The sequence below is a fragment of the Ruegeria sp. AH3 genome, from assembly GCF_056536265.1.
This window is the reverse complement of the sequence record NZ_JBQFJL010000001.1, coordinates 1772001-1791287: the sequence shown is the minus strand read 5'-3', so window position 1 is coordinate 1791287 and position 19287 is coordinate 1772001. Positions and strand designations below refer to the sequence as shown.

Genomic DNA, 19287 nt, shown 5'->3' with positions numbered 1-19287 from the left:
CTTGCGGGATTGCAAAAAAATCCAACCTTCCAAATGAGCCGCCGTTAGCTAAGGTGGCGCAAATGGAAGGTATTTGGATATGTGGGAACAGGCTCAATTTTGGGTTTCAGTTGTCAGCGCAACTGCTGCGGTTATTGCAGCTTTGGCCGCTGTTGGATTTCTTCGCAAAGAAAAGATCGTCAAGGGCGAGCTTTATACCACACAACAAGAGCGTGATGATCTGAGAAAGCGTCTTGCTCAGGCTGATGCTAGATTGATGTTTGTCGACCCCGAACGATTTCTGGATCAGGCCGATGAACTTGCTGCATCAGGGAAATACGCAGAATTGGATACGCTTGCGACGCGGTTCACAGAACGACAGTCCGAAGCTTTTGGACGGGCCGCTGAAATCCTCACTGAACAGCGCATCTTGGATAGTGAATCGGATCCGCTCGCGATTGAGGACGCGCGGCGGTTTGCGCAAATTGGTCTGGCGGCTGATCCACAGAATAAACGTCTGGCGGAAATGCAGGACCTTGCAACCACCAGAGCGCAAGACATTGCCCGGGGCGATCCTATCGAGGCACTGAACTGGGAGGGGATGTCGGATGTCGAGCTAAATTCCCTTTCCTTGGCTTTGGAAAAGGATGGACACTATGTTCTTGCAGAAGTCGCCGCCAGAAGAAGTGTGCCGCTTGCGTTGTTGCGTACCGGAGAAATGTCGCAAAACTATTCGAGAGCGCTTGGTCATCACGCGAATTGCATCAGGGTTCTTGGGCAAAGTGAACTGGCTGAGCAGATGCATCGCGAGGCGCTGAGGATTGACAAGGAAACACTTGGCACGTCGCATCCAGGCTATGCGATGGAACTCAACAACCTCGCCTCTGCAATCAGGGAGCAAGGGCGATACGAAGAAGCCGAACGTTTGTATCGCGAGGCTTTGGAAATAATAGATGCGCAAAATGACAAAATACGGCCAATCCGCGCCACCTACCTTAGCAACCTCGCAGCAGTAATAGAATTGCAACAGCGTTTCGAGGAGGCTGAAAAGCTGTACCGCGAGGCTTTAGCGATTGATGAAGCTACTATAGGTATCGAGCATCCAGACTATGCGGGGCACCTCAACAATCTTGCCTTGCTGCTGAAAGAGCAGGGTAGGCATCAAGAGGCTAGCGATTTGTTTCAATCGGCGCTGAAGATACATCAAGATCAGATGAGGGAGGAGCACCCCACGACCACCATTATCCAGAACAACCTCGATGCGCTGACAGCAAAGCACGAACCCGAACCGGAGGCCTGAAGTGATTGTCTGGTCAATCCGGGCGTGATCCGTTAGCCATGAAATTCGACGAAACGGATTGGAAACTAAAGGGCGGCAGATGATCCCGGTCAAAGGATTTTCAGGACAGAAAGTTGCGGTTCTGGGACTGGGCCGGTCGGGTTTGACCACGGCGCGGGCGTTGCGGGCTGGCGGGGCCGAGCCGATTTGCTGGGATGACAACCCTGCCGCGCGTGAGGCCGCTGAGGGTGAAGGCTTTGCCTGCGCCGATCTGCGCCGTCACGGGGCGTTTGATGACATAGCCTCGCTGATCGTCTCACCGGGCATTCCGCATCTCTACCCCACGCCTAACCCGGTCGTGGCCGCTGCTTTGGACGCCGGTGTGCCGGTCGACAATGATATCGGCCTGTTCTTCCGCTCTTTCGCGGGGTCGGAATGGCATAACTATGACACCCCGCCTCGGGTGATCGCGGTGACGGGCTCGAACGGCAAATCGACGACTGCCGCTTTGATCCACCATATCCTGACAGAGGCCGGGCGCGACTCGCAGTTGGCGGGCAATATCGGGCGCGGTGTGCTGGATATCGATCCGGGCGGCGATGGATCGGTCGTGGTGCTGGAGCTTTCCAGCTATCAGACCGAACTGGCCCGTGCGCTGACCCCGGATGTGGCGGTGTTCACCAATCTTTCACCCGATCATCTGGATCGGCATGGGGGCATGGGCGGTTATTTTGCAGCCAAGCGTCGTCTCTTTGCCGAAGGTGGCCCGGACCGGGCCGTGATCGGGATAGATGAGGCCGAGGGCGCATTTCTCGCGGGCCAACTGGTCGAGGGGCCATCGGATGACCGAGTGATCCGCATCTCAGTTGCCCGCAAGTTGACCGGGCCAGGCTGGCAGGTCTTTGCCCGCAAAGGCTTCCTGTCGGAATACCGCAAGGGCCGCCAGGCCGGATCGATCGACCTGCGAGCGATCAAGGGCCTGCCCGGTGCGCATAATCACCAGAACGCCTGCGCCGCTTATGCCGCCTGCCGCTCTCTGGGCCTTGCCCCGCGCGTGATCGAGGACGCGCTGCACAGCTTCCCGGGCCTGCCGCACCGCAGTCAGATCATCGCTGAGGCGGGTGGGGTAACCTATGTGAACGACTCGAAAGCCACCAATGTGGACAGCGCCCTGAAAGCGCTGAGCGCGTTCAAGAAGATACGTTGGATCTGCGGCGGGCTTGAGAAGGAAGGCGGGCTTGAGGCGCTGAACGGGGCAGGGGATCAGGTGATCAAGGCCTATGTCATCGGGCGCGAGGCGGCGGGCTTTGCCATGCAACTGACCGCCGAGGCGCAGGTTTGCACCACCATGGCCGCTGCCGTCGAACAGGCCATGGCTGACGCGCAATCGGGTGAAGTGGTCCTGCTGGCCCCGGCCGCGGCCAGTTTTGACCAGTATGACAACTTTGAACAGCGCGGCGATGATTTCGTGGCTGAGGTCAAAAAACGCCTCTGAAAGCGGGGCATTTGCAATAGATTGCCGGTTCGGCGAAGCTGTGGCCTATCTGCTTGACGCGCCATGCGCATTGGTTTTTGCCTTCAGGAAATTCAACACGAGGTCATGAATATGCCAAATCGTAAACTTTTTCTGGTCGTTCCCGCTCTGCTGGCTGTAGCGGCCTGCACCAATACTGGCGCCAGCTATCAGCCGGTGATCGACGGTCCGGTGGGCCCGAACTACAACTCTGATCTGGCGCAGTGCCAGCAACTGGCCGCCTCGCAGCCCGGTGTTGACGGATCGACCGCAGGGAACGCGGCCATCGGCGCGGCAGGTGCTGCTGCCGTCACCGGCATCGTTCAGGACAGCAGCGACAATCTGGGTCGCGCAGCCGTTGCCGGTGCTCTGGTCGGGGCTGGTGCCGATGTGATCAACAAGAACCAGAACAAGGAAGTCATCGTGCGCAACTGCATGCGCGGACGTGGCTACAACGTTGTCGGCTAACGACCTGCGATGGCGCTTCCCGCGGCGTGGCCCGAGGACCACGCCCACTGGAAGTTGTAGCCACCCAGCCAGCCGGTGACATCCACCGCTTCACCAATCGCATAGAGGCCGGGGACATCCCTGGCCTCCATCGTTTTCGACGACAGGCCCTCGGTGTCGATCCCGCCCAGAGTCACCTCGGCCGTGCGATAGCCCTCGGTGCCTGACGGCGTAAGCCGCCAGTCGGACAGCGCAGCGATCAGATCGGACAGCGCCGCGTCGGACTGATCCGCAAGATTGCCCTTCATCGGTATATGATGCTTGAGATGGTCCACCAGCCGCGTGGGCAGGTGGCGCGCCAACTCGGTGGTCAGCGCTTTGCGCCCACCGGCCTGCCGCTGATCGCGCAGCAGATCGAACAGCGGCAGATCGGGGATCAGGTTAACCCTGACCTCCTCCCCCTCGTGCCAATAGGAAGACAGTTGCAGCACCGAAGGTCCGCTCAGCCCGCGATGGGTGAACAACAGAGCTTCGTCAAAGCTGGTGCGCGCATTGGACAGACGCGCGGCCAGAGAGACGCCGGACAGGTCCTTGAAACGCCCGTCCGAGAAGGTGAACGGCACCAGCGCCGCCCGCGTTTCGGTCACCTGCAGCCCGAATTGCTGCGCGATGTCATAGGCCAGCCCGGTCGCGCCCATCTTGGGGATCGACTTGCCGCCGGTGGCCAGCACCAGATTGCGGCAGGTCAGGGGGATGCGCTTGCCCTCGCGTTCGACGTCCAGGGCAAAGCCATTCTCGGTCTTGCGCAGATCGCGCAAACTGGTCTGAACCCAAAGCGTGGCCGCGGCGCGCTCCATCTCGTCCAGCAGCATCTGGATGATCTGCTTCGACGACCCGTCGCAGAACAGCTGCCCCAGCGTTTTCTCATGCCATGCAATGCCATGGCGACCGACCAGATCGATGAAATCCCACTGCGTATACCGCGCCAGCGCGGATTTGCAGAAATGCGGATTGTTCGACAGGAAATTGCCCGGCCCCGCATACATATTTGTGAAATTGCATCGTCCACCGCCCGAAATTCGGATCTTTTCACCCGGCGCTTTTGCATGATCAATCACCAGCACCCGCCCGCCGCAATGGACGGCGCACATCATGCCGGCAGCCCCGGCGCCAAGGATGATCGTGTCATAATTCATGCCTCCGCCCTTGGCCTGTAATCGGCGCGAAGGCAAGGGGCTGACGTGCTCAAGCCCCGGCGAATTCGGATCTCTGAACAGCCAGTGTTGGTTCGTGGTCGCCCGGAAGGATGTGCATCGGTCACAAGATCTGACGAATTGGTTAGACTCACTTGACCGGTGTGCAAGCTGTCCTTAGCAAAACCTTAGTGCTTTTGGTTAAGAAACAGAGCGCGTGTTTTTCAGTTCTGGTGGAGTTGCCCCCAATGCCGACAACAATCTTTGGTGCGTTTCGCACCGATTCCACGCTGTCTGCTGCAGATGTCACGTTCGACGCGACGGGCACGACCTTCCAGATTTCGAGCTACAGTCAGATCACGATCGAGGATGGGGCGGACGGGACCATTTTCGACGGCGACGACCAGAGCAACGAAACCCCCAACGATCCGACGCAAACCCTTGCGGGAAATGCCATCTATTGGGACTTCACGATTGAGGTGACGGACGGAACCAACACCTATGAGATCGGCGTCTTCGACTACGACATCAACGGTGATGGAAACTCCCTCACGATCAACGAAGAAGCAGGCTTTTTCCTGGCCTTTATCGGGGGCTCTGTTCCGCCTCTGAACACAACGCTCACGATCAATGGCGTTGTTGATAACGGCCCGAACATCGATGTCGATACGGTTGTGCCATGCTTTGTCACGGGCACCCGGATCGAAACCCCGGATGGGCCTCGCGCGATCGAAACGCTCAAGGCCGGGGATGCGGTGCTGACCCTTGACCATGGCCCACAGATCATTCGCTGGATCGGTTCACGCGATCTGGATCGCGTTGATTTAGCAGCCAAACCCAAGCTGCGCCCGATCCGGATTGCCAAAGGTGCGCTGGGCGAGGGCCTGCCAGCACGCGACCTGCGTGTATCGCCGCAGCATCGCATGCTTGTGCGGTCTCCGATTGCGGTGCGCATGTTCGAGACGGGCGAAGTTCTGATCCCGGCAGGGAAGCTTCTGGATCTGCCAGGCGTATCTGTTGACGAAGACGCAACCTCGATCACTTATGTTCACATGCTGTTCGACCGGCACGAGGTGGTCTTCGCCGAAGGCGCCCCATCCGAGAGCCTGTTCACAGGACCCGAAGCCCTGAAAGGCGTCGGCAAAGACGCTCTGGCCGAAATCGAGGCGCTGTTCCCCGAGGTCGCGACTGGTGTTCATGCACCGCAACTTGCGCGTCTGACACCGGCGCGGGGCGGGCAGGTTCGCTCGCTGATCCGGCGTCATGTGAAGAACCGCAAACCGCTGCTGGCCGGGTAGAACATCCTGAACGTCACCTCATCGCCTTGCCGTGAAAGCACCGTGGCGCCCGCATTTCGCAACGAAAATGGGCCTTTATAAAGCGAAGTTAATCACCGCGTTTGGGTCGGTTTCGACGCTTCGACTGACATCTGCAATCTTCAGCCGGAAAGACGGTCGCCTGTGATTGAAACAGTGCCGCTCAGAAATCGCTCAAACGCCGTCATTCCACTGGCCTGAATGCAAAAATCGCTGTAGACTCTCAATCAGATCCCGAAAACGGGACGTGTACGAGGCAGATAGTGGCGGTATCTCATGACTGAGATGGTGTATGGCGCGGTCCAGGACCAGCGCGGCGAACCGATTCTTCCAAAGTGGTGGCGGACAATTGACCGCTGGACGATGTCCTGCGTTCTGATCCTGTTTGTCATCGGGCTTCTGCTGGGGCTGGCCTCATCGCCGCCGCTCGCGGGGCGCAACGGGTTCGATCCGTTCCACTATGTCGAACGTCAGGCGCTGTTTGGCGGGCTGGCACTGGTTGCGATGCTGCTGACCTCGATGATGTCACCCACGCTGGTGCGACGTCTGGCGATCTTGGGCTTTCTGGCCTCCTTCGTAGCGCTGGCTTTCCTGCCGATCTTCGGCACCGATTTCGGCAAGGGCGCGGTGCGCTGGTATTCGCTGGGCTTCGCCTCGCTGCAGCCATCGGAATTCCTCAAACCCGGTTTCGTCGTCGTCGCCGCATGGCTTCTGGCTGCCTCGCAAGAGATCAACGGCCCGCCGGGGCGGCTCTGGTCGTTCGCGCTGTGTATGTCCATCGTCGCGATGCTGGTGATGCAGCCCGATTTCGGGCAGGCCTGCCTGATTCTTTTTGGCTGGGGCGTGATGTATTTCGTGGCCGGCGCACCGATGTTGCTGCTGCTGGGCATGGCCGGGGCGGTCGTGTTGGGGGGCATGTTCGCCTATTCCAATTCCGAGCACTTCGCCCGCCGCATTGACGGGTTCCTGAACCAAGAGGTCGATCCGACCACCCAGCTGGGCTATGCCACCAACGCCATCCGCGAGGGCGGCTTGTTTGGTGTCGGCGTCGGTGAGGGGCAGGTGAAATGGTCGCTGCCCGATGCGCATACGGATTTCATCATCGCGGTGGCGGCCGAGGAATACGGCCTGATCCTCGTACTGATCATCATCGCGCTTTATTCACTGATCGTGGTGCGCTCGCTGCTGCGGTTGATGCGCGAACGCGACATGTTCATCCGTCTGGCCGGCACCGGTCTGGCCTGCATGTTCGGCGTTCAGGCGATGATCAACATGGGCGTCGCCGTGCGCCTGCTGCCCGCCAAGGGCATGACGCTGCCCTTCGTCAGCTATGGCGGCTCGTCCCTGATCGCAGGCGGCATCGCGGTCGGCATGTTGCTGGCCTTCACCCGAACCCGCCCACAAGGCGAGCTTGGCGACATTCTGCGCGGACGAGGCTGATGGGCAAACCTTACCTTCTGATTGCGGCGGGCGGTACCGGGGGGCACATGTTCCCCGCGCAGGCGTTGGCCGAGGCGATGCTGCTCAAGGACTGGCGCGTGCGCCTGTCCACCGATCCCCGTGGCGCACGTTATACCGGCGCGTTTCCCAAAGGCGTCGAAATCGTCGAGGCCTCCTCCGCCACTTTCGCCCGTGGCGGCCTGGCCGCCAAGGTGATGGTCGGGCCGAAGATTGCTGCGGGCGTGACCGGCATGGCAGCAGGGATGATGCGTGACAAGCCGGACGTGGTGGTGGGCTTTGGCGGCTATCCGTCGATCCCGGCGCTGGGCGCGGCGACGCTGCTGAAAATCCCCCGCATGATCCACGAACAGAACGGAGTGCTGGGACGCGTGAACCAGCTCTTTGCCACCCGCGTGGCACAGGTGGCCTGCGGCGTCTGGCCCACAGACCTGCCCGAAGGCGCGAAGGGTCTGCACACCGGCAACCCGGTACGCGCCGCCGTACTGGAGCGCGCCGCTGCTCCCTATATCCCGCCGGGCGATTATCCGATGTCGGTGCTGGTCATGGGTGGCTCGCAGGGCGCACGCATCCTCAGCGACGTGGTGCCCGACGCGATTGCGGCGCTGCCAGAGTATCTGCGCGGCTTCATCCGGGTTTCGCATCAGGCGCGCGCGGAAGATCAGGCGCGTGTGGCCGCGTTCTATGCCGAACATGGCATCCTTGCCGATGTACAACCCTTCTTCGAAGACGTCCCTCGGCGGATGTCCGAGGCGCAGCTGGTCATCTCGCGCTCGGGCGCGTCCAGCGTTGCTGATATCTCGGTGATTGGGCGACCCTCGATCCTGATCCCCTTCGCCGCAGCCGCCGGAGATCACCAGACCGCCAACGCGCGTGGGCTGGTTCAGGCGGGCGGGGCGATCATGATCCCCGAAAACGCCCTTGACGTTGCCGCGCTGACACAGCAAATGACCACGGTTTTCACCAACCCCGAAGCCGCACAGCAAATGGCCCATGCCGCGCTATCGGTTGGGGCTCCGGACGCGACCGAGCGTCTGGTCGCCCTTGTCGAACAACTGGCGCAGAAGGAGACCTCATGAATCCAGCAACCAAACTGCCGCAGGACGTTGGGCCGATCCACTTTGTGGGCATCGGCGGGATCGGGATGTCGGGTATTGCCGAGGTGCTTCTGAACCTTGGCTACCGGGTTCAGGGGTCGGACCTCAAGGCGTCGAAAATCACCGACCGTCTGGCCTCGCTGGGGGCTGAGATCTTTGTCGGCCAGCGCGCCGAAAACCTGCAGAACGCCGCCGTGGTCGTGGTCTCGACCGCGATCAAGCCGGGCAATCCGGAACTGGACGAGGCGCGCGCGCAAGGTCTTCCGGTGGTCCGCCGTGCCGATATGCTGGCCGAACTGATGCGCTTGCGCTCGAACATCGCAATCGCCGGAACCCACGGCAAGACCACCACGACCACGATGATGGCCGAGCTTATGGTCGCGGGCGATTTCGACCCCACCGTCATCAATGGCGGCATCATCCACGCCTATGGCTCGAACGCGCGGATGGGGCAGGGCGAATGGATGGTGGTCGAGGCGGATGAGAGCGATGGCTCCTTCAACCGCCTACCTGCAACCATCGCCATCGTCACCAATATCGACCCCGAGCATATGGAGCATTGGGGCGATTTCGACCAACTGCGCGACGGTTTCCACGAGTTCGTCTCAAACCTGCCCTTCTACGGTCTGGCCGTCTGCTGCACGGATCATGCCGAGGTGCAGGCTCTGGTCGGGCGCATCACCGACCGCCGTGTGCGCACCTATGGCTTCAACGCGCAGGCCGATGTGCGGGCCGAGAACCTGACCTACAAAGGCGGCGTCGCCCATTTCGACATCCACCTGCAATACGAAGACAAGGTGATCGAGGGCTGTACCCTGCCGATGCCGGGGGACCACAACGTCTCGAACGCTCTATCCGCCGTGGCCGTGGCCCGCCATCTAGGCATGAAGGCCAGCGAAATTCGCGAGGCGCTGGCCAATTTCGGCGGCGTCAACCGCCGCTTTACCAAGGTCGGGGAAATCAACGGCGTCACCATCATCGACGATTACGGCCATCACCCGGTCGAGATTGCAGCCGTTCTCAAGGCTTCACGTCAGGCCACCGAGGGCCGCGTCATCGCCGTCCACCAGCCGCACCGTTATTCGCGCCTCTCCAACCTGTTCGACGATTTCTGCACCTGCTTCAACGACGCCGATGTGGTCGCCATTGCCGAGGTCTTTGCTGCGGGCGAAGACCCGATTGAGGGCGCATCCCGCGACGATCTGGTCGAAGGTCTGATCCGCCACGGCCACCGTCATGCGCGGGCCATATTGGATGAAAGTGACCTCGAACGCCTCGTGCGCGAACAGGCCCGTCCCGGCGATATGGTCGTCTGCCTCGGTGCAGGTACGATCAGCGCCTGGGCCAACGGATTGCCCGACCGGTTGATCGCCAAAGCGAGCTGATACTATGGCGTGGTCGCTCATAATCGCCTGCGGCTGGGTGCTCGCCTCGACCATCGTGGCGATGCTGCCCATGCGCCTGCAATTCCCGCCGGGCCTGGTGCTGTTTGTCAGCGCGCCCGCACTGATCCTGTGGCTGAGCTACGATTATGGCTGGTTCATCGGAGTGCTGGCCATTGCCGGCTTTGCCTCGATGTACCGCAACCCGATCCGCTATTACTGGCGCAAATGGACGGGCAGAGAGGTGTCTGAGTGAACTGGTCAATCGCGCTTGCCGGTCTTTGGGGGCTGACCGCCAATATTCTGGCCATGCTGCCCAGCAAGGACAACCACTGGCGTCGCGCCTATTTCCTGATCGCTGTGGGCGTTCCCATTCTGGGCTATGTCACCTATGAAAACGGCCCATGGGTTGGGTTACTTGTCCTCGCCGCAGGCATGTCCGTGCTGCGCTGGCCGGTGATTTACCTCACCCGTTGGACAAAGGCGAAAATGCAGGGCATGAAGGCGGCCAACAAGTAACCGACCGTTTCAGGAGGTCCCAATGGTCAACGTCGCCACCTTCGCCTATCTGCCACTCATCTGTCTCGTCTTCGGCACCGTTGCGGGCTTTGTCGCCGGGCGCTGGATCGGCACCAAAGGGTTGCTGTGGCTGATCGGGCTGACCTCGGCCGTGGCGTTGGCGCTGATCGTGATGCTTGCGGGCGTCGAAACCGGCGAAGAAGAACAAGCCTTTGGCCCCTTTGTCTGGCTGACGGGCGGTGTTCTGCCCTTCCTGTTCGCAGTGATCATGGGCGGTGTCGGAGGGCGCAGCCTGGCGGCAAGGGCAAACACATGATGAATCTGCCCGATGTTCGGGGCCGCCTGACTCAGGCCCGTCCATTGAATGACCTGACCTGGCTGCGCGTCGGCGGACCAGCCGACTATCTGTTCCAACCCGCAGATATCGAGGACCTGCATGCCTTTCTGCGCGATCTGCCCGCCGATGTGCCGGTCTTTCCGATGGGCGTCGGCTCGAACCTCATTGTCCGTGATGGCGGTCTGCGGGCCGTGGTGATCCGGCTCGGGCGCGGGTTCAACGGCATTTCGGTCGACGGCAACACTGTCACTGCAGGCGCTGCGGCGCTGGATGCGCATGTGGCGCGCAAAGCGGCAGATGCGGGTGTGGACCTGACTTTCCTGCGCACGATCCCCGGCTCTATCGGCGGGGCCGTGCGCATGAACGCGGGCTGTTACGGCAGCTACACCGCGGATGTGCTGCAAAAGGCCACCATCGTCACCCGGACCGGAGAGGTCATGGACCTTACCCCACAGGACCTGAATTTCCGCTACCGCCAGTCCGACCTGCCCGAAGGCGCGGTGCTGGTCTCGGCGACGTTCCAAGGCCCCTCGGGCGATCCTGCTGAGCTACACGCCCGCATGGCAGCGCAGCTGCAAAAGCGCGACGAAACCCAACCCACCAAGGATCGTAGCGCCGGATCGACCTTCCGCAATCCCGCCGGGTTCTCCTCGACCGGGCGCGCGGATGATGTGCATGACCTCAAGGCGTGGAAGGTGATCGACAACGCAGGCATGCGTGGCGCCATCAAAGGTGGCGCGCAGATGAGCCCCAAGCACTCGAATTTCCTGATCAACACCGGCACAGCCACCGCCGCTGACCTCGAAGGTCTGGGCGAAGAGGTGCGAAAAAAGGTTTACGAAACAAGCGGCATCACGCTAGAGTGGGAAATCATGCGGGTCGGTGATCCGCTGAATGAATAAAGCCCCAACCGTCAGACCAAAACAGGCAATTAACGGCGACGGATCAAAGGCATAAACGCAGTACGGACCACCACATAAGGTCCGGGGACATTGAGGCGCACATTGGGTATGTCGAGCAGGACAAACCCCAAAGTGGCGGTATTGATGGGTGGCCCCTCGGCGGAACGCGAGGTGTCTCTCAGCTCTGGGCGCGAATGCGCAGCCGCCCTTGTGGGAGAAGGCTTTGAAGTGGTCGAACTGGACGCAGGTCCCGACCTCTACGCGCGCCTTTCAGAGATCAAGCCGGATGTGGTTTTCAACGCCCTGCATGGCCGCTGGGGCGAGGATGGCTGTGTGCAGGGCCTGCTGGAATGGATGCGCATTCCCTATACGCATTCCGGCGTGCTGGCCTCGGCCCTTGCGATGGACAAGCAGCGCAGCAAAGAGGTCTACGCCGCCGAGGGCCTGCCCGTCGTGCCCAGCGTGATCGTGCCCAAGGTCGAGGTGATCGAGGTCCATGTGATGGAACCTCCCTACGTAGCCAAGCCCAACAACGAGGGCTCCAGCGTCGGCATCTATATCGTGCATGAAAACGCCAACGGCCCGCCTCAGCTGGACGAGGCGATGCCCGATCAGGTGATGGTCGAGAAATATGTCGCAGGCCGGGAACTGACCGTGACCGTGATGGGCGACCGCGCGCTGACAGTGACCGAGATCATGACTGATGGCGGCTGGTACGATTATGACGCCAAGTACAAGCCCGGCGGATCGTGGCATGTGCTGCCCGCCGACATCCCGCAGGACATCTTTGATCGCTGCATGGACTATGCGGTGAAGGCGCATAAAGCGCTGGGATGTCGCGGCGTGTCACGGACCGACTATCGCTGGGATGACAGCATGGGGGTCGACGGGTTGTTCCTGCTCGAAACCAACACCCAGCCCGGTATGACGCCGACCTCGCTGGTGCCTGAACAGGCCGAGTATTGCGGCATGACGTTCGGCCAGCTCTGCGCCTGGATGGTGGAGGACGCCTCATGCGACCGCTGATCGCCACCCGCGCGCCGGTGATCCACCGGACCAAACCGCTGGCCGGGCCGGATGCCGACTTTAATACCGCACCAAGGCCCGAACCCAAGGCGGAGCCCAGGCTGCGCCTGCGTGGAATGCGTCTGTTTGGCCGGTCGGGCCGGTTTGTTGATCCGGCCCCGTCAAAGCTCAGCTACCGGCTGCAGCGCTGGATGCTGACGCCCGGGATTCGCCGGGGCCTGAAGATCGGCCTGCCAATTCTGGCCGTCGTGACAGCCATTGGTCTGTATTTCGCCTCGGAAGATCGCCGCATGGCGCTCGAGACGTATATTGCTGACATCAAGACCTCGATCCAGGAACGCCCCGAATTCATGGTCAACCTGATGGCCATCGATGGGGCAGGGACCACATTGTCCGAGGATATCCGCGAGGTCGTGCCGCTCGACTTTCCGCTCAGCTCCTGGGATCTGGATGTCGAACAGATCCGCGACACGATCACCGGGCTGGACCCGGTGAAATCGGCCACCGTACGCATTCGCCCCGGCGGAATCCTGCAGGTCAACGTGATCGAACGTCAGCCGGTGATCGTCTGGCGCACCCGTGACGGGATCGAGCTATTGGATGAGACCGGTGCCCATGTGGACATGATCGCAGCGCGCGCCGATCACGCGAACCTTCCGCTGATCGCAGGGAAGGGCGCGGATAAACACGTACCGGAAGCGCTGCAAATCCTCTCTACCGCCCGCAGTTTGGGCGAGCGGGTCCGCGGCCTTGTCCGCGTTGGCGAGCGGCGCTGGGATCTGGTGTTGGATCGCAAGCAGCGCATCATGCTGCCGACCGAACGCCCTGCGCGCGCCTTGGAACGCGTGCTGGCGGTGAACGAAGTGCAGGACCTTCTGGAACGTGATGTGGCCGTGGTCGATATGCGCCTCGGTCAGCGGCCAACCATCCGAATGAACGAAACAGCCAGCGCAGACTGGTGGAACACAAAAGTAGATGTGAGTAGCGGGCAGTAACGACCATGATGACCGATCTTTATCAGTCCCAACGCGCCATGCGGCAGATGCGCCGCCAAGCGATGCAACGCGGCGTCGTCGCCATTCTGGATGTGGGCAGCTCCAAAATCGCCTGCCTCGTCCTGCGTTTCGACGGGACCGGGCGGCTGTCCGAGGATAACTCGATCGGCTCCATGGCCGGTCAGACCGGGTTCCGCGTCATCGGTGCTGCGACCACACGCTCGCGCGGGGTGCAATTCGGTGAAGTCACCGCGATGCAGGAAACCGAGCGCGCCATCCGCACCGCGTTGCAGGCGGCGCAGAAGATGGCCGATATCCGCGTCGATCACGTTATCGCGTCGTTTTCGGGGGCCAATCCGCGCTCTTACGGGCTAGACGCGCAGGTTGATCTGGAAGGCCAACTGGTCACCGAAGCCGAGGTCGGTCGTGTCCTGAACGCCTGCGACGTGCCCGATTACGGCGAAGGGCGCGAGGTGCTGCATGCCCAACCGGTGAATTTCGCGCTCGACAACCGCTCGGGCCTGATCGACCCGCGCGGTCAGCTGGGGCAGAGCCTCGCTGTGGATATGCACATGCTTACCGTCGACGCGGTGGCAATCCAGAACATCGTGCGCTGTATCAAGCGCTGCGATCTGGAATTGGCCGGGATTGCGAACTCGGCCTATGTCTCGGGCATCTCTGCGCTTGTTGAGGACGAGCAAGAACTGGGCGCAGCCTGCATCGACATGGGCGGCGGCACCACCAGCGTGTCGATCTTCATGAAGAAACACATGATCTATGCCGATTGCGTCCGCATGGGCGGCGATCACGTGACCAGCGACATCTCGATGGGCCTCGGCGTGCCTGCTGCGGTGGCCGAACGGATCAAGACCTTCAACGGCGGTGTCCACGCAACCGGGGCCGATGACCGCGACCTGATCGATATCGGCGGAGATACTGGCGACTGGGAACATGACCGCCGCACCGTCAGCCGCGCCGAGCTGATCGGCATCATGCGCCCCCGCGTCGAAGAAATCCTCGAAGAGGTCCGCACCCGTCTGGACGCCGCAGGTTTTGACCACCTGCCCAGCCAACAGATCGTTCTGACTGGCGGGGGCAGCCAGATCATGGGGCTCGACGGGCTGGCCAGCCGCATTCTGGGTCAACGTGTTCGTTTGGGTCGCCCGCTGCGCGTGCATGGCCTGCCGCAATCGGCAACCGGGCCTGGGTTCTCGTCAGCGGTGGGCCTCAGCCTGTTTGCGGCGCACCCGCAGGACGAATGGTGGGATTTCGAAATCCCTGTCGACACCTACGCCGCACGCCCCTTCAAACGCGCCGTGCGCTGGTTCCGTGACAATTGGTAAACGTCTGCGCCGGGCAACCCTCAGCGCGGCCTTCTTGCCCGCTGCGGCTGCGGCCCAGACCCTGATCTCGCCCGAGGCGTTTCTGAACGCCGTCGTCGGCAAGACAATCACTTTCCACGAAATCCGCAGCGGCATGCTGGTCGGGGCCGAGGAATTCCTCAGCCCGACTCTCTCAGTCTGGCGGATGGAGGGGCGGGGTTGCGTCTATGGTCAGATCACCACGCCGAACGGCCAGATCTGCTTTCTCTATGACGATGCGCCCGACGGCCTGCCGGTCTGCTGGTGGCCCTTTTTGCATGACGACCGGCTGATGGTCCGTCTGGCGCGCTTCGTTGGCAGTGAAACCCAAGAGGTCCGCAGCATTTCCGAGGACAGCCTGAACTGCCCAAGTGTCCCGATAAGCTAAAGAAATCGGTTGCGGCGACCGCCAATTTCCCGCAAAATACTATCTAAGGCCCGATAGAGGCCCAGCGGTAGGACATTGAGCAGTTTTCCGCGATTAAAACGAGTGATCAATGAGTTTTCGCACCCCCGCAGGGCGGGTGGGGTTTTTCCGTGTGTAGTGGTGCATGAGCCTTTCGCCGCAACATGTCGCGGTAACAGCGAAATGCCGTTGTTCGATGCCTTATTTCCTCCATATTTTGTGGATTCTGGCGATTTTTCTGGTGACGTTTCCGAAATGACACAGTAAAATAATCTGTGGATAGGTCAGAAAAAACCGCATTTTGCGGCAACATATAAACAGGCGGACAGAGCATGACATTGAATCTTTCGATGCCCGGGCACGACGAACTCAAGCCTCGGATTACCGTATTTGGCGTTGGCGGCGCTGGGGGCAACGCTGTCGACAACATGATCGAAAAACAGCTGGATGGCGTTGAATTTGTCGTCGCCAACACCGACGCACAGGCGCTGCAGCAAAGCCGTTCGTCGGCGCGGGTTCAGCTGGGTGTCAAGGTTACCGAAGGGCTGGGCGCAGGCGCGCGTCCGACCGTAGGGGCCGCAGCTGCCGAAGAAAGTATCGAACAGATCGTCGATCATCTGGCGGGCGCGCATATGTGCTTTATCACCGCCGGTATGGGCGGTGGCACCGGCACCGGGGCGGCTCCGATCATCGCGCAGGCGGCGCGGGAACTGGGCGTGCTGACCGTTGGTGTTGTCACCAAGCCTTTCCAGTTTGAAGGCGCCAAGCGCATGCGTCAGGCCGAAGACGGCGTGGATGCCCTGCAAAAGGTCGTCGACACGTTGATCATCATCCCGAACCAGAACCTGTTCCGTCTGGCCAATGAAAAGACCACGTTCACCGAGGCCTTCTCGATGGCCGACGACGTTCTGTATCAGGGCGTCAAGGGCGTGACGGACCTGATGGTGCGTCCGGGCCTGATCAACCTCGACTTCGCGGACGTTCGTGCCGTGATGGACGAGATGGGCAAGGCTATGATGGGCACCGGAGAAGCAACCGGCGAAGACCGCGCCATTCAGGCGGCTGAGAAGGCCATCGCCAACCCGCTGCTGGACGAAATCAGTCTCAAGGGTGCCAAGGGTGTGCTGATCAACATCACCGGTGCACACGACTTGACCCTGTTTGAACTGGACGAAGCCGCCAACCGCATCCGCGAGGAAGTGGACCCCGAGGCGAACATCATCGTCGGCTCGACCCTCGACACTGAGATGGAAGGCGGAATGCGCGTTTCGGTCGTTGCCACCGGTATCGACGCCAGCGAGAAAACCGACGATGTGCCGGTCGCGCGCCGCTCGATGTCGGCACCGCTGACCCGGACGGTATCCGCGGAAGAGCCCGCACAGGAACACGTAGCCGCGGATGAGGCCCCCGCCGCAGAGGATGCAAACATCGCCCCCACGCTGTTTGAATCGATCGAAGATGTTGAGCTGAACGAAGGCTGGCATGAAGAACAACCCGCCGCGCAAGAGGATGACGGCCTGCCGCCGCCAGCCTACCAGCCGCAGGTGGCGCAGTTCGAGCCCCAGCCCGAGCCGGAAGACATCGCAGACTCCTATGCCGCCCCGCGTGCCCAGACCCCCGGCACCCCGTCGCCCGAGGCGATGCAGCGGTTGCAGGCAGCTGTGCAGAAGGTCCCGCAGAACCGTCTGCGGCAGGCCGAAGCACCGCGCGAAGCGGCCCCCGAGCCGCAGCAATCGGCCGAGGAGCGCCCCCGTTTCGGGTTCAATCGTCTGATCGACCGGATGACCGGCCACGCCGCCGATACACCGGCCCAACCCGTACGCCAACAGCCCTCAATGCGGGCAACTGACGCAACGGCACCGGCCCGCGAAGAGGCTGACCCAGAGCAGGATCGCATCGAAATTCCGGCCTTCCTGCGCCGTCAGGCCAACTGATCGCGGTAACAAAATCGTTGGAAAGGGTTGCCATTTGGCGGCCCTTTTCTTTTTAATTACAGGGTTTTGACAAGGGCTAAGCAGGGTTTTGCCGATCTGTCACAATCATGTTTCAATCGGTTGCAAAGAGTGAGTTGAGCCTTAGCGCCCGCTTCCTTAGTTGGGGGATCAACACAGCCGACCCTAGGCTGGACACCACGCGCTGAGGTTCATTTTGCAACATACGCTCAAATCTTCGGTCACGTTTACAGGCGTCGGCCTGCATGGCGGCAAGCCTGCAACGATGGTCCTGAAGCCAGCCGCAGCCGGTCACGGCATCTGGTTCAAGCGCACCGATATCGAATTGGGCAATGCACTGATCCCGGCGATCTATGACGTGGTCGAGCGCACACCGCTCTGCACCCGTCTGGTGAATGACGCAGGCGTATCCGTTTCAACCATCGAACACATCATGGCTGCGCTGGCCGGATGCGGTATCCACAACGCACTGATCGAGATCGATGGCCCCGAAGTTCCGATCATGGATGGCTCGTCCGTTGAATTCGTGCGCGGCATCATGGCCAAAGGCGTGCGCCGTCAGGCCAGCCCGGTTCTGGCTTATGAAGTGCTCAAGCCGATCACCGTTTCGCGCGAAGGCGCAAGCGCGTCGATTGCCCCGGCCGAAGGGCTCGAGATCGAATTCCACATCGATTTCGAAGACGACGCCATTGGCAGCCAGACCAAGGTTCTGGACATGCGCAACGGATCTTTCGCCCGCGAACTCTGCGACAGCCGCACTTTCTGCCGCCGCACCGATGTCGAGGCGATGCGCGAAAACGGGCTGGCATTGGGCGGTACGCTGGAAAACGCTGTGGTCGTGCAGGGCGACGAAGTGCTGACACCCGGTGGCTTCCGCCACGCGGACGAAGCCGTACGCCACAAGATGCTGGACGCTCTGGGCGATCTCTATCTGGCAGGTGGCCCGATTCTGGGACGGTTCACCGGTGAAAAGTCGGGCCATTCCATGACCAACACCCTGCTGCGCAAGCTGTTCGAAACACCCGGCGCGGTGCGTCCGGTGCTGTGCACGCCGGAACAGGCTGCGCGTCTGCCCGGTCAAGGCCTTGTCCGCAGCGAAATTCCTCAGGTGGCGTAAGCCGATCAACTCTGGCGACAATTGCGTCACGAGGGTGCATAAGGCGTTTTGCCCCGGAATTTTATGTGCTAGACCGAGGTCCGATCAGGGACAAATCCCGCTAAGTAAGACGACAAGGATGGGCGGAATGGTTGGCACCAAGGCGGCAGTCAGAATCGCAGGCGCGCTTCTCGTGGCAGCAGTTTTGACCGCGTGCGGCGACAATGGCCTGTTCGGCAGCCGCGGCGCAGACCGTAATCAGAACCTCGAAGGGTATACGCCCGAACAGATTTTCACCCGTGGTGAATACGAACTGTCGCAGAATCGCTCGGATGATGCGGCGTGGTATTTCTCGGAAGTCGAACGCCTGTACCCCTATTCCGACTGGGCCAAGCGCGCGCTGATCATGCAGGCGTTTTCGTTCCACTCCGACAAGAACTATGCCGAAAGCCGTGCCGCCGCGCAGCGGTATATCGATTTCTACCCGACTGACGAAGACGCGGCCTATGCGCAGTATCTTCTGGCGCTCAGCTATTATGACCAGATCGACGAAGTGGGCCGCGACCAGGGCCTGACCTTTCAGGCGCTGCAATCCCTGCGCACGGTGATCGAAGTTTATCCCGACAGCGAATACGCCACCTCGGCGATCCTGAAATTCGACCTGGCCTTCGACCATCTGGCCGGCAAGGAAATGGAGATCGGGCGCTATTATCTGCGTCAGGATCACTTCACCGCCGCGATCAACCGCTTCCGCGTTGTGGTCGAGGATTTCCAGACCACATCCCACACCGCCGAAGCGCTTTATCGCCTGATCGAGGCTTATCTGGCGCTGGGTCTGGTGGATGAGGCGCAATCCGCCGGCGCGATTCTGGGTTACAACTACCAGTCCTCGGAATGGTACGAAGCAGGGTACGCGCTGCTGACCTCGCGTGGGCTTGATCTCAAGAGCCGTGGCAACAACTGGCTCAGCCAGATTTATCGCCAGACCATCAAGGGTGAGTGGTTGTAACGGCCATGGCTACAGGCGTG

At 61.1% G+C, this 19287-nt stretch carries 19 protein-coding genes; 18 read left to right on the top strand and 1 reads right to left on the bottom strand.

Going from position 1 to position 19287, the window contains the following annotated elements; genetic code table 11:
• The first annotated feature begins 79 nt into the window (after window positions 1–79).
• The 3 genes from ACR3EM_RS08980 (at window position 80) to ACR3EM_RS08970 (ending at window position 3239) form a co-directional block, all read left to right on the top strand.
• Window positions 80–1279 carry a tetratricopeptide repeat protein gene (locus ACR3EM_RS08980; protein WP_480470374.1) on the top strand — a complete coding sequence of 400 codons (1200 nt, stop codon included), beginning with the start codon at window positions 80–82 and terminating at the stop codon, window positions 1277–1279.
• 79 nt (window positions 1280–1358) lie between these two features.
• Window positions 1359–2753 (top strand): UDP-N-acetylmuramoyl-L-alanine--D-glutamate ligase, encoded by a 1395-nt coding sequence (murD, locus tag ACR3EM_RS08975; RefSeq protein WP_480470373.1) that lies wholly within the window; start codon window positions 1359–1361, stop codon window positions 2751–2753.
• A gap of 111 nt (window positions 2754–2864) precedes the next feature.
• The gene (locus ACR3EM_RS08970; RefSeq protein ID WP_480470372.1) at window positions 2865–3239 is read left to right on the top strand and encodes a glycine zipper family protein; all 375 of its coding nucleotides are present in this window, start codon (window positions 2865–2867) and stop codon (window positions 3237–3239) included.
• Here the strand turns inward: ACR3EM_RS08970 and ACR3EM_RS08965 are convergent.
• Window positions 3236–4414: a BaiN/RdsA family NAD(P)/FAD-dependent oxidoreductase gene (locus ACR3EM_RS08965; RefSeq protein ID WP_480470371.1), complete on the bottom strand. Its 1179-nt coding sequence runs from the start codon at window positions 4412–4414 to the stop codon at window positions 3236–3238. The genes ACR3EM_RS08970 and ACR3EM_RS08965 overlap by 4 nt on opposite strands.
• 245 nt (window positions 4415–4659) lie before the next feature.
• On the opposite strand from ACR3EM_RS08965, the gene ACR3EM_RS08960 reads away from it, so the two are divergent.
• The 15 genes from ACR3EM_RS08960 to ACR3EM_RS08890 all read left to right on the top strand — a co-directional run bounded on the left by ACR3EM_RS08960 (window position 4660) and on the right by ACR3EM_RS08890 (window position 19267).
• Complete coding sequence (locus ACR3EM_RS08960; protein WP_480470370.1) at window positions 4660–5709, top strand: Hint domain-containing protein; 1050 nt, start codon at window positions 4660–4662, stop codon at window positions 5707–5709.
• A gap of 294 nt (window positions 5710–6003) precedes the next feature.
• The gene (ftsW, locus tag ACR3EM_RS08955) at window positions 6004–7167 is read left to right on the top strand and encodes a putative lipid II flippase FtsW (RefSeq protein WP_480470369.1); all 1164 of its coding nucleotides are present in this window, start codon (window positions 6004–6006) and stop codon (window positions 7165–7167) included.
• Complete coding sequence (locus ACR3EM_RS08950) at window positions 7167–8264, top strand: UDP-N-acetylglucosamine--N-acetylmuramyl-(pentapeptide) pyrophosphoryl-undecaprenol N-acetylglucosamine transferase (protein ID WP_480470368.1); 1098 nt, start codon at window positions 7167–7169, stop codon at window positions 8262–8264. The genes ftsW and ACR3EM_RS08950 overlap by 1 nt, the downstream gene beginning before the upstream one ends.
• Window positions 8261–9667: a UDP-N-acetylmuramate--L-alanine ligase gene (gene murC / locus ACR3EM_RS08945; protein WP_480470367.1), complete on the top strand. Its 1407-nt coding sequence runs from the start codon at window positions 8261–8263 to the stop codon at window positions 9665–9667. The genes ACR3EM_RS08950 and murC overlap by 4 nt, the downstream gene beginning before the upstream one ends.
• A gap of 4 nt (window positions 9668–9671) precedes the next feature.
• Window positions 9672–9920 carry a DUF2484 family protein gene (locus tag ACR3EM_RS08940; RefSeq protein ID WP_480470366.1) on the top strand — a complete coding sequence of 83 codons (249 nt, stop codon included), beginning with the start codon at window positions 9672–9674 and terminating at the stop codon, window positions 9918–9920.
• Window positions 9917–10183 carry a DUF2484 family protein gene (locus ACR3EM_RS08935; protein WP_480470365.1) on the top strand — a complete coding sequence of 89 codons (267 nt, stop codon included), beginning with the start codon at window positions 9917–9919 and terminating at the stop codon, window positions 10181–10183. Before ACR3EM_RS08940 ends, ACR3EM_RS08935 begins: the two co-directional genes overlap by 4 nt.
• A 22-nt stretch (window positions 10184–10205) precedes the next feature.
• Entirely contained in the window at window positions 10206–10499 is a 294-nt protein-coding gene (locus ACR3EM_RS08930) for a hypothetical protein (protein ID WP_480470364.1), read from the top strand.
• Window positions 10496–11422: a UDP-N-acetylmuramate dehydrogenase gene (murB, locus tag ACR3EM_RS08925; RefSeq protein ID WP_480470363.1), complete on the top strand. Its 927-nt coding sequence runs from the start codon at window positions 10496–10498 to the stop codon at window positions 11420–11422. The genes ACR3EM_RS08930 and murB overlap by 4 nt, the downstream gene beginning before the upstream one ends.
• Before the next feature lie 108 nt (window positions 11423–11530).
• Window positions 11531–12448, top strand: a complete 918-nt coding sequence (locus ACR3EM_RS08920) for a D-alanine--D-alanine ligase (RefSeq protein ID WP_480470362.1) — start codon at window positions 11531–11533, stop codon at window positions 12446–12448.
• Complete coding sequence (locus tag ACR3EM_RS08915; RefSeq protein WP_480470361.1) at window positions 12436–13443, top strand: cell division protein FtsQ/DivIB; 1008 nt, start codon at window positions 12436–12438, stop codon at window positions 13441–13443. The genes ACR3EM_RS08920 and ACR3EM_RS08915 overlap by 13 nt, the downstream gene beginning before the upstream one ends.
• Before the next feature lie 8 nt (window positions 13444–13451).
• Window positions 13452–14786: a cell division protein FtsA gene (ftsA, locus tag ACR3EM_RS08910; RefSeq protein WP_480470360.1), complete on the top strand. Its 1335-nt coding sequence runs from the start codon at window positions 13452–13454 to the stop codon at window positions 14784–14786.
• The gene (locus tag ACR3EM_RS08905) at window positions 14773–15192 is read left to right on the top strand and encodes a hypothetical protein (protein WP_480470359.1); all 420 of its coding nucleotides are present in this window, start codon (window positions 14773–14775) and stop codon (window positions 15190–15192) included. Before ftsA ends, ACR3EM_RS08905 begins: the two co-directional genes overlap by 14 nt.
• Before the next feature lie 350 nt (window positions 15193–15542).
• A complete protein-coding gene (gene ftsZ, locus ACR3EM_RS08900) occupies window positions 15543–17144 on the top strand; it encodes a cell division protein FtsZ (protein ID WP_480470358.1) in 1602 nt (533 codons plus the stop codon).
• A 214-nt stretch (window positions 17145–17358) separates the two neighbouring features.
• Window positions 17359–18279: a UDP-3-O-acyl-N-acetylglucosamine deacetylase gene (lpxC, locus tag ACR3EM_RS08895; RefSeq protein WP_480470357.1), complete on the top strand. Its 921-nt coding sequence runs from the start codon at window positions 17359–17361 to the stop codon at window positions 18277–18279.
• 127 nt (window positions 18280–18406) lie between these two features.
• A complete protein-coding gene (locus ACR3EM_RS08890) occupies window positions 18407–19267 on the top strand; it encodes an outer membrane protein assembly factor BamD (RefSeq protein ID WP_480470356.1) in 861 nt (286 codons plus the stop codon).
• The last annotated feature ends 20 nt before the right edge of the window (window positions 19268–19287 follow it).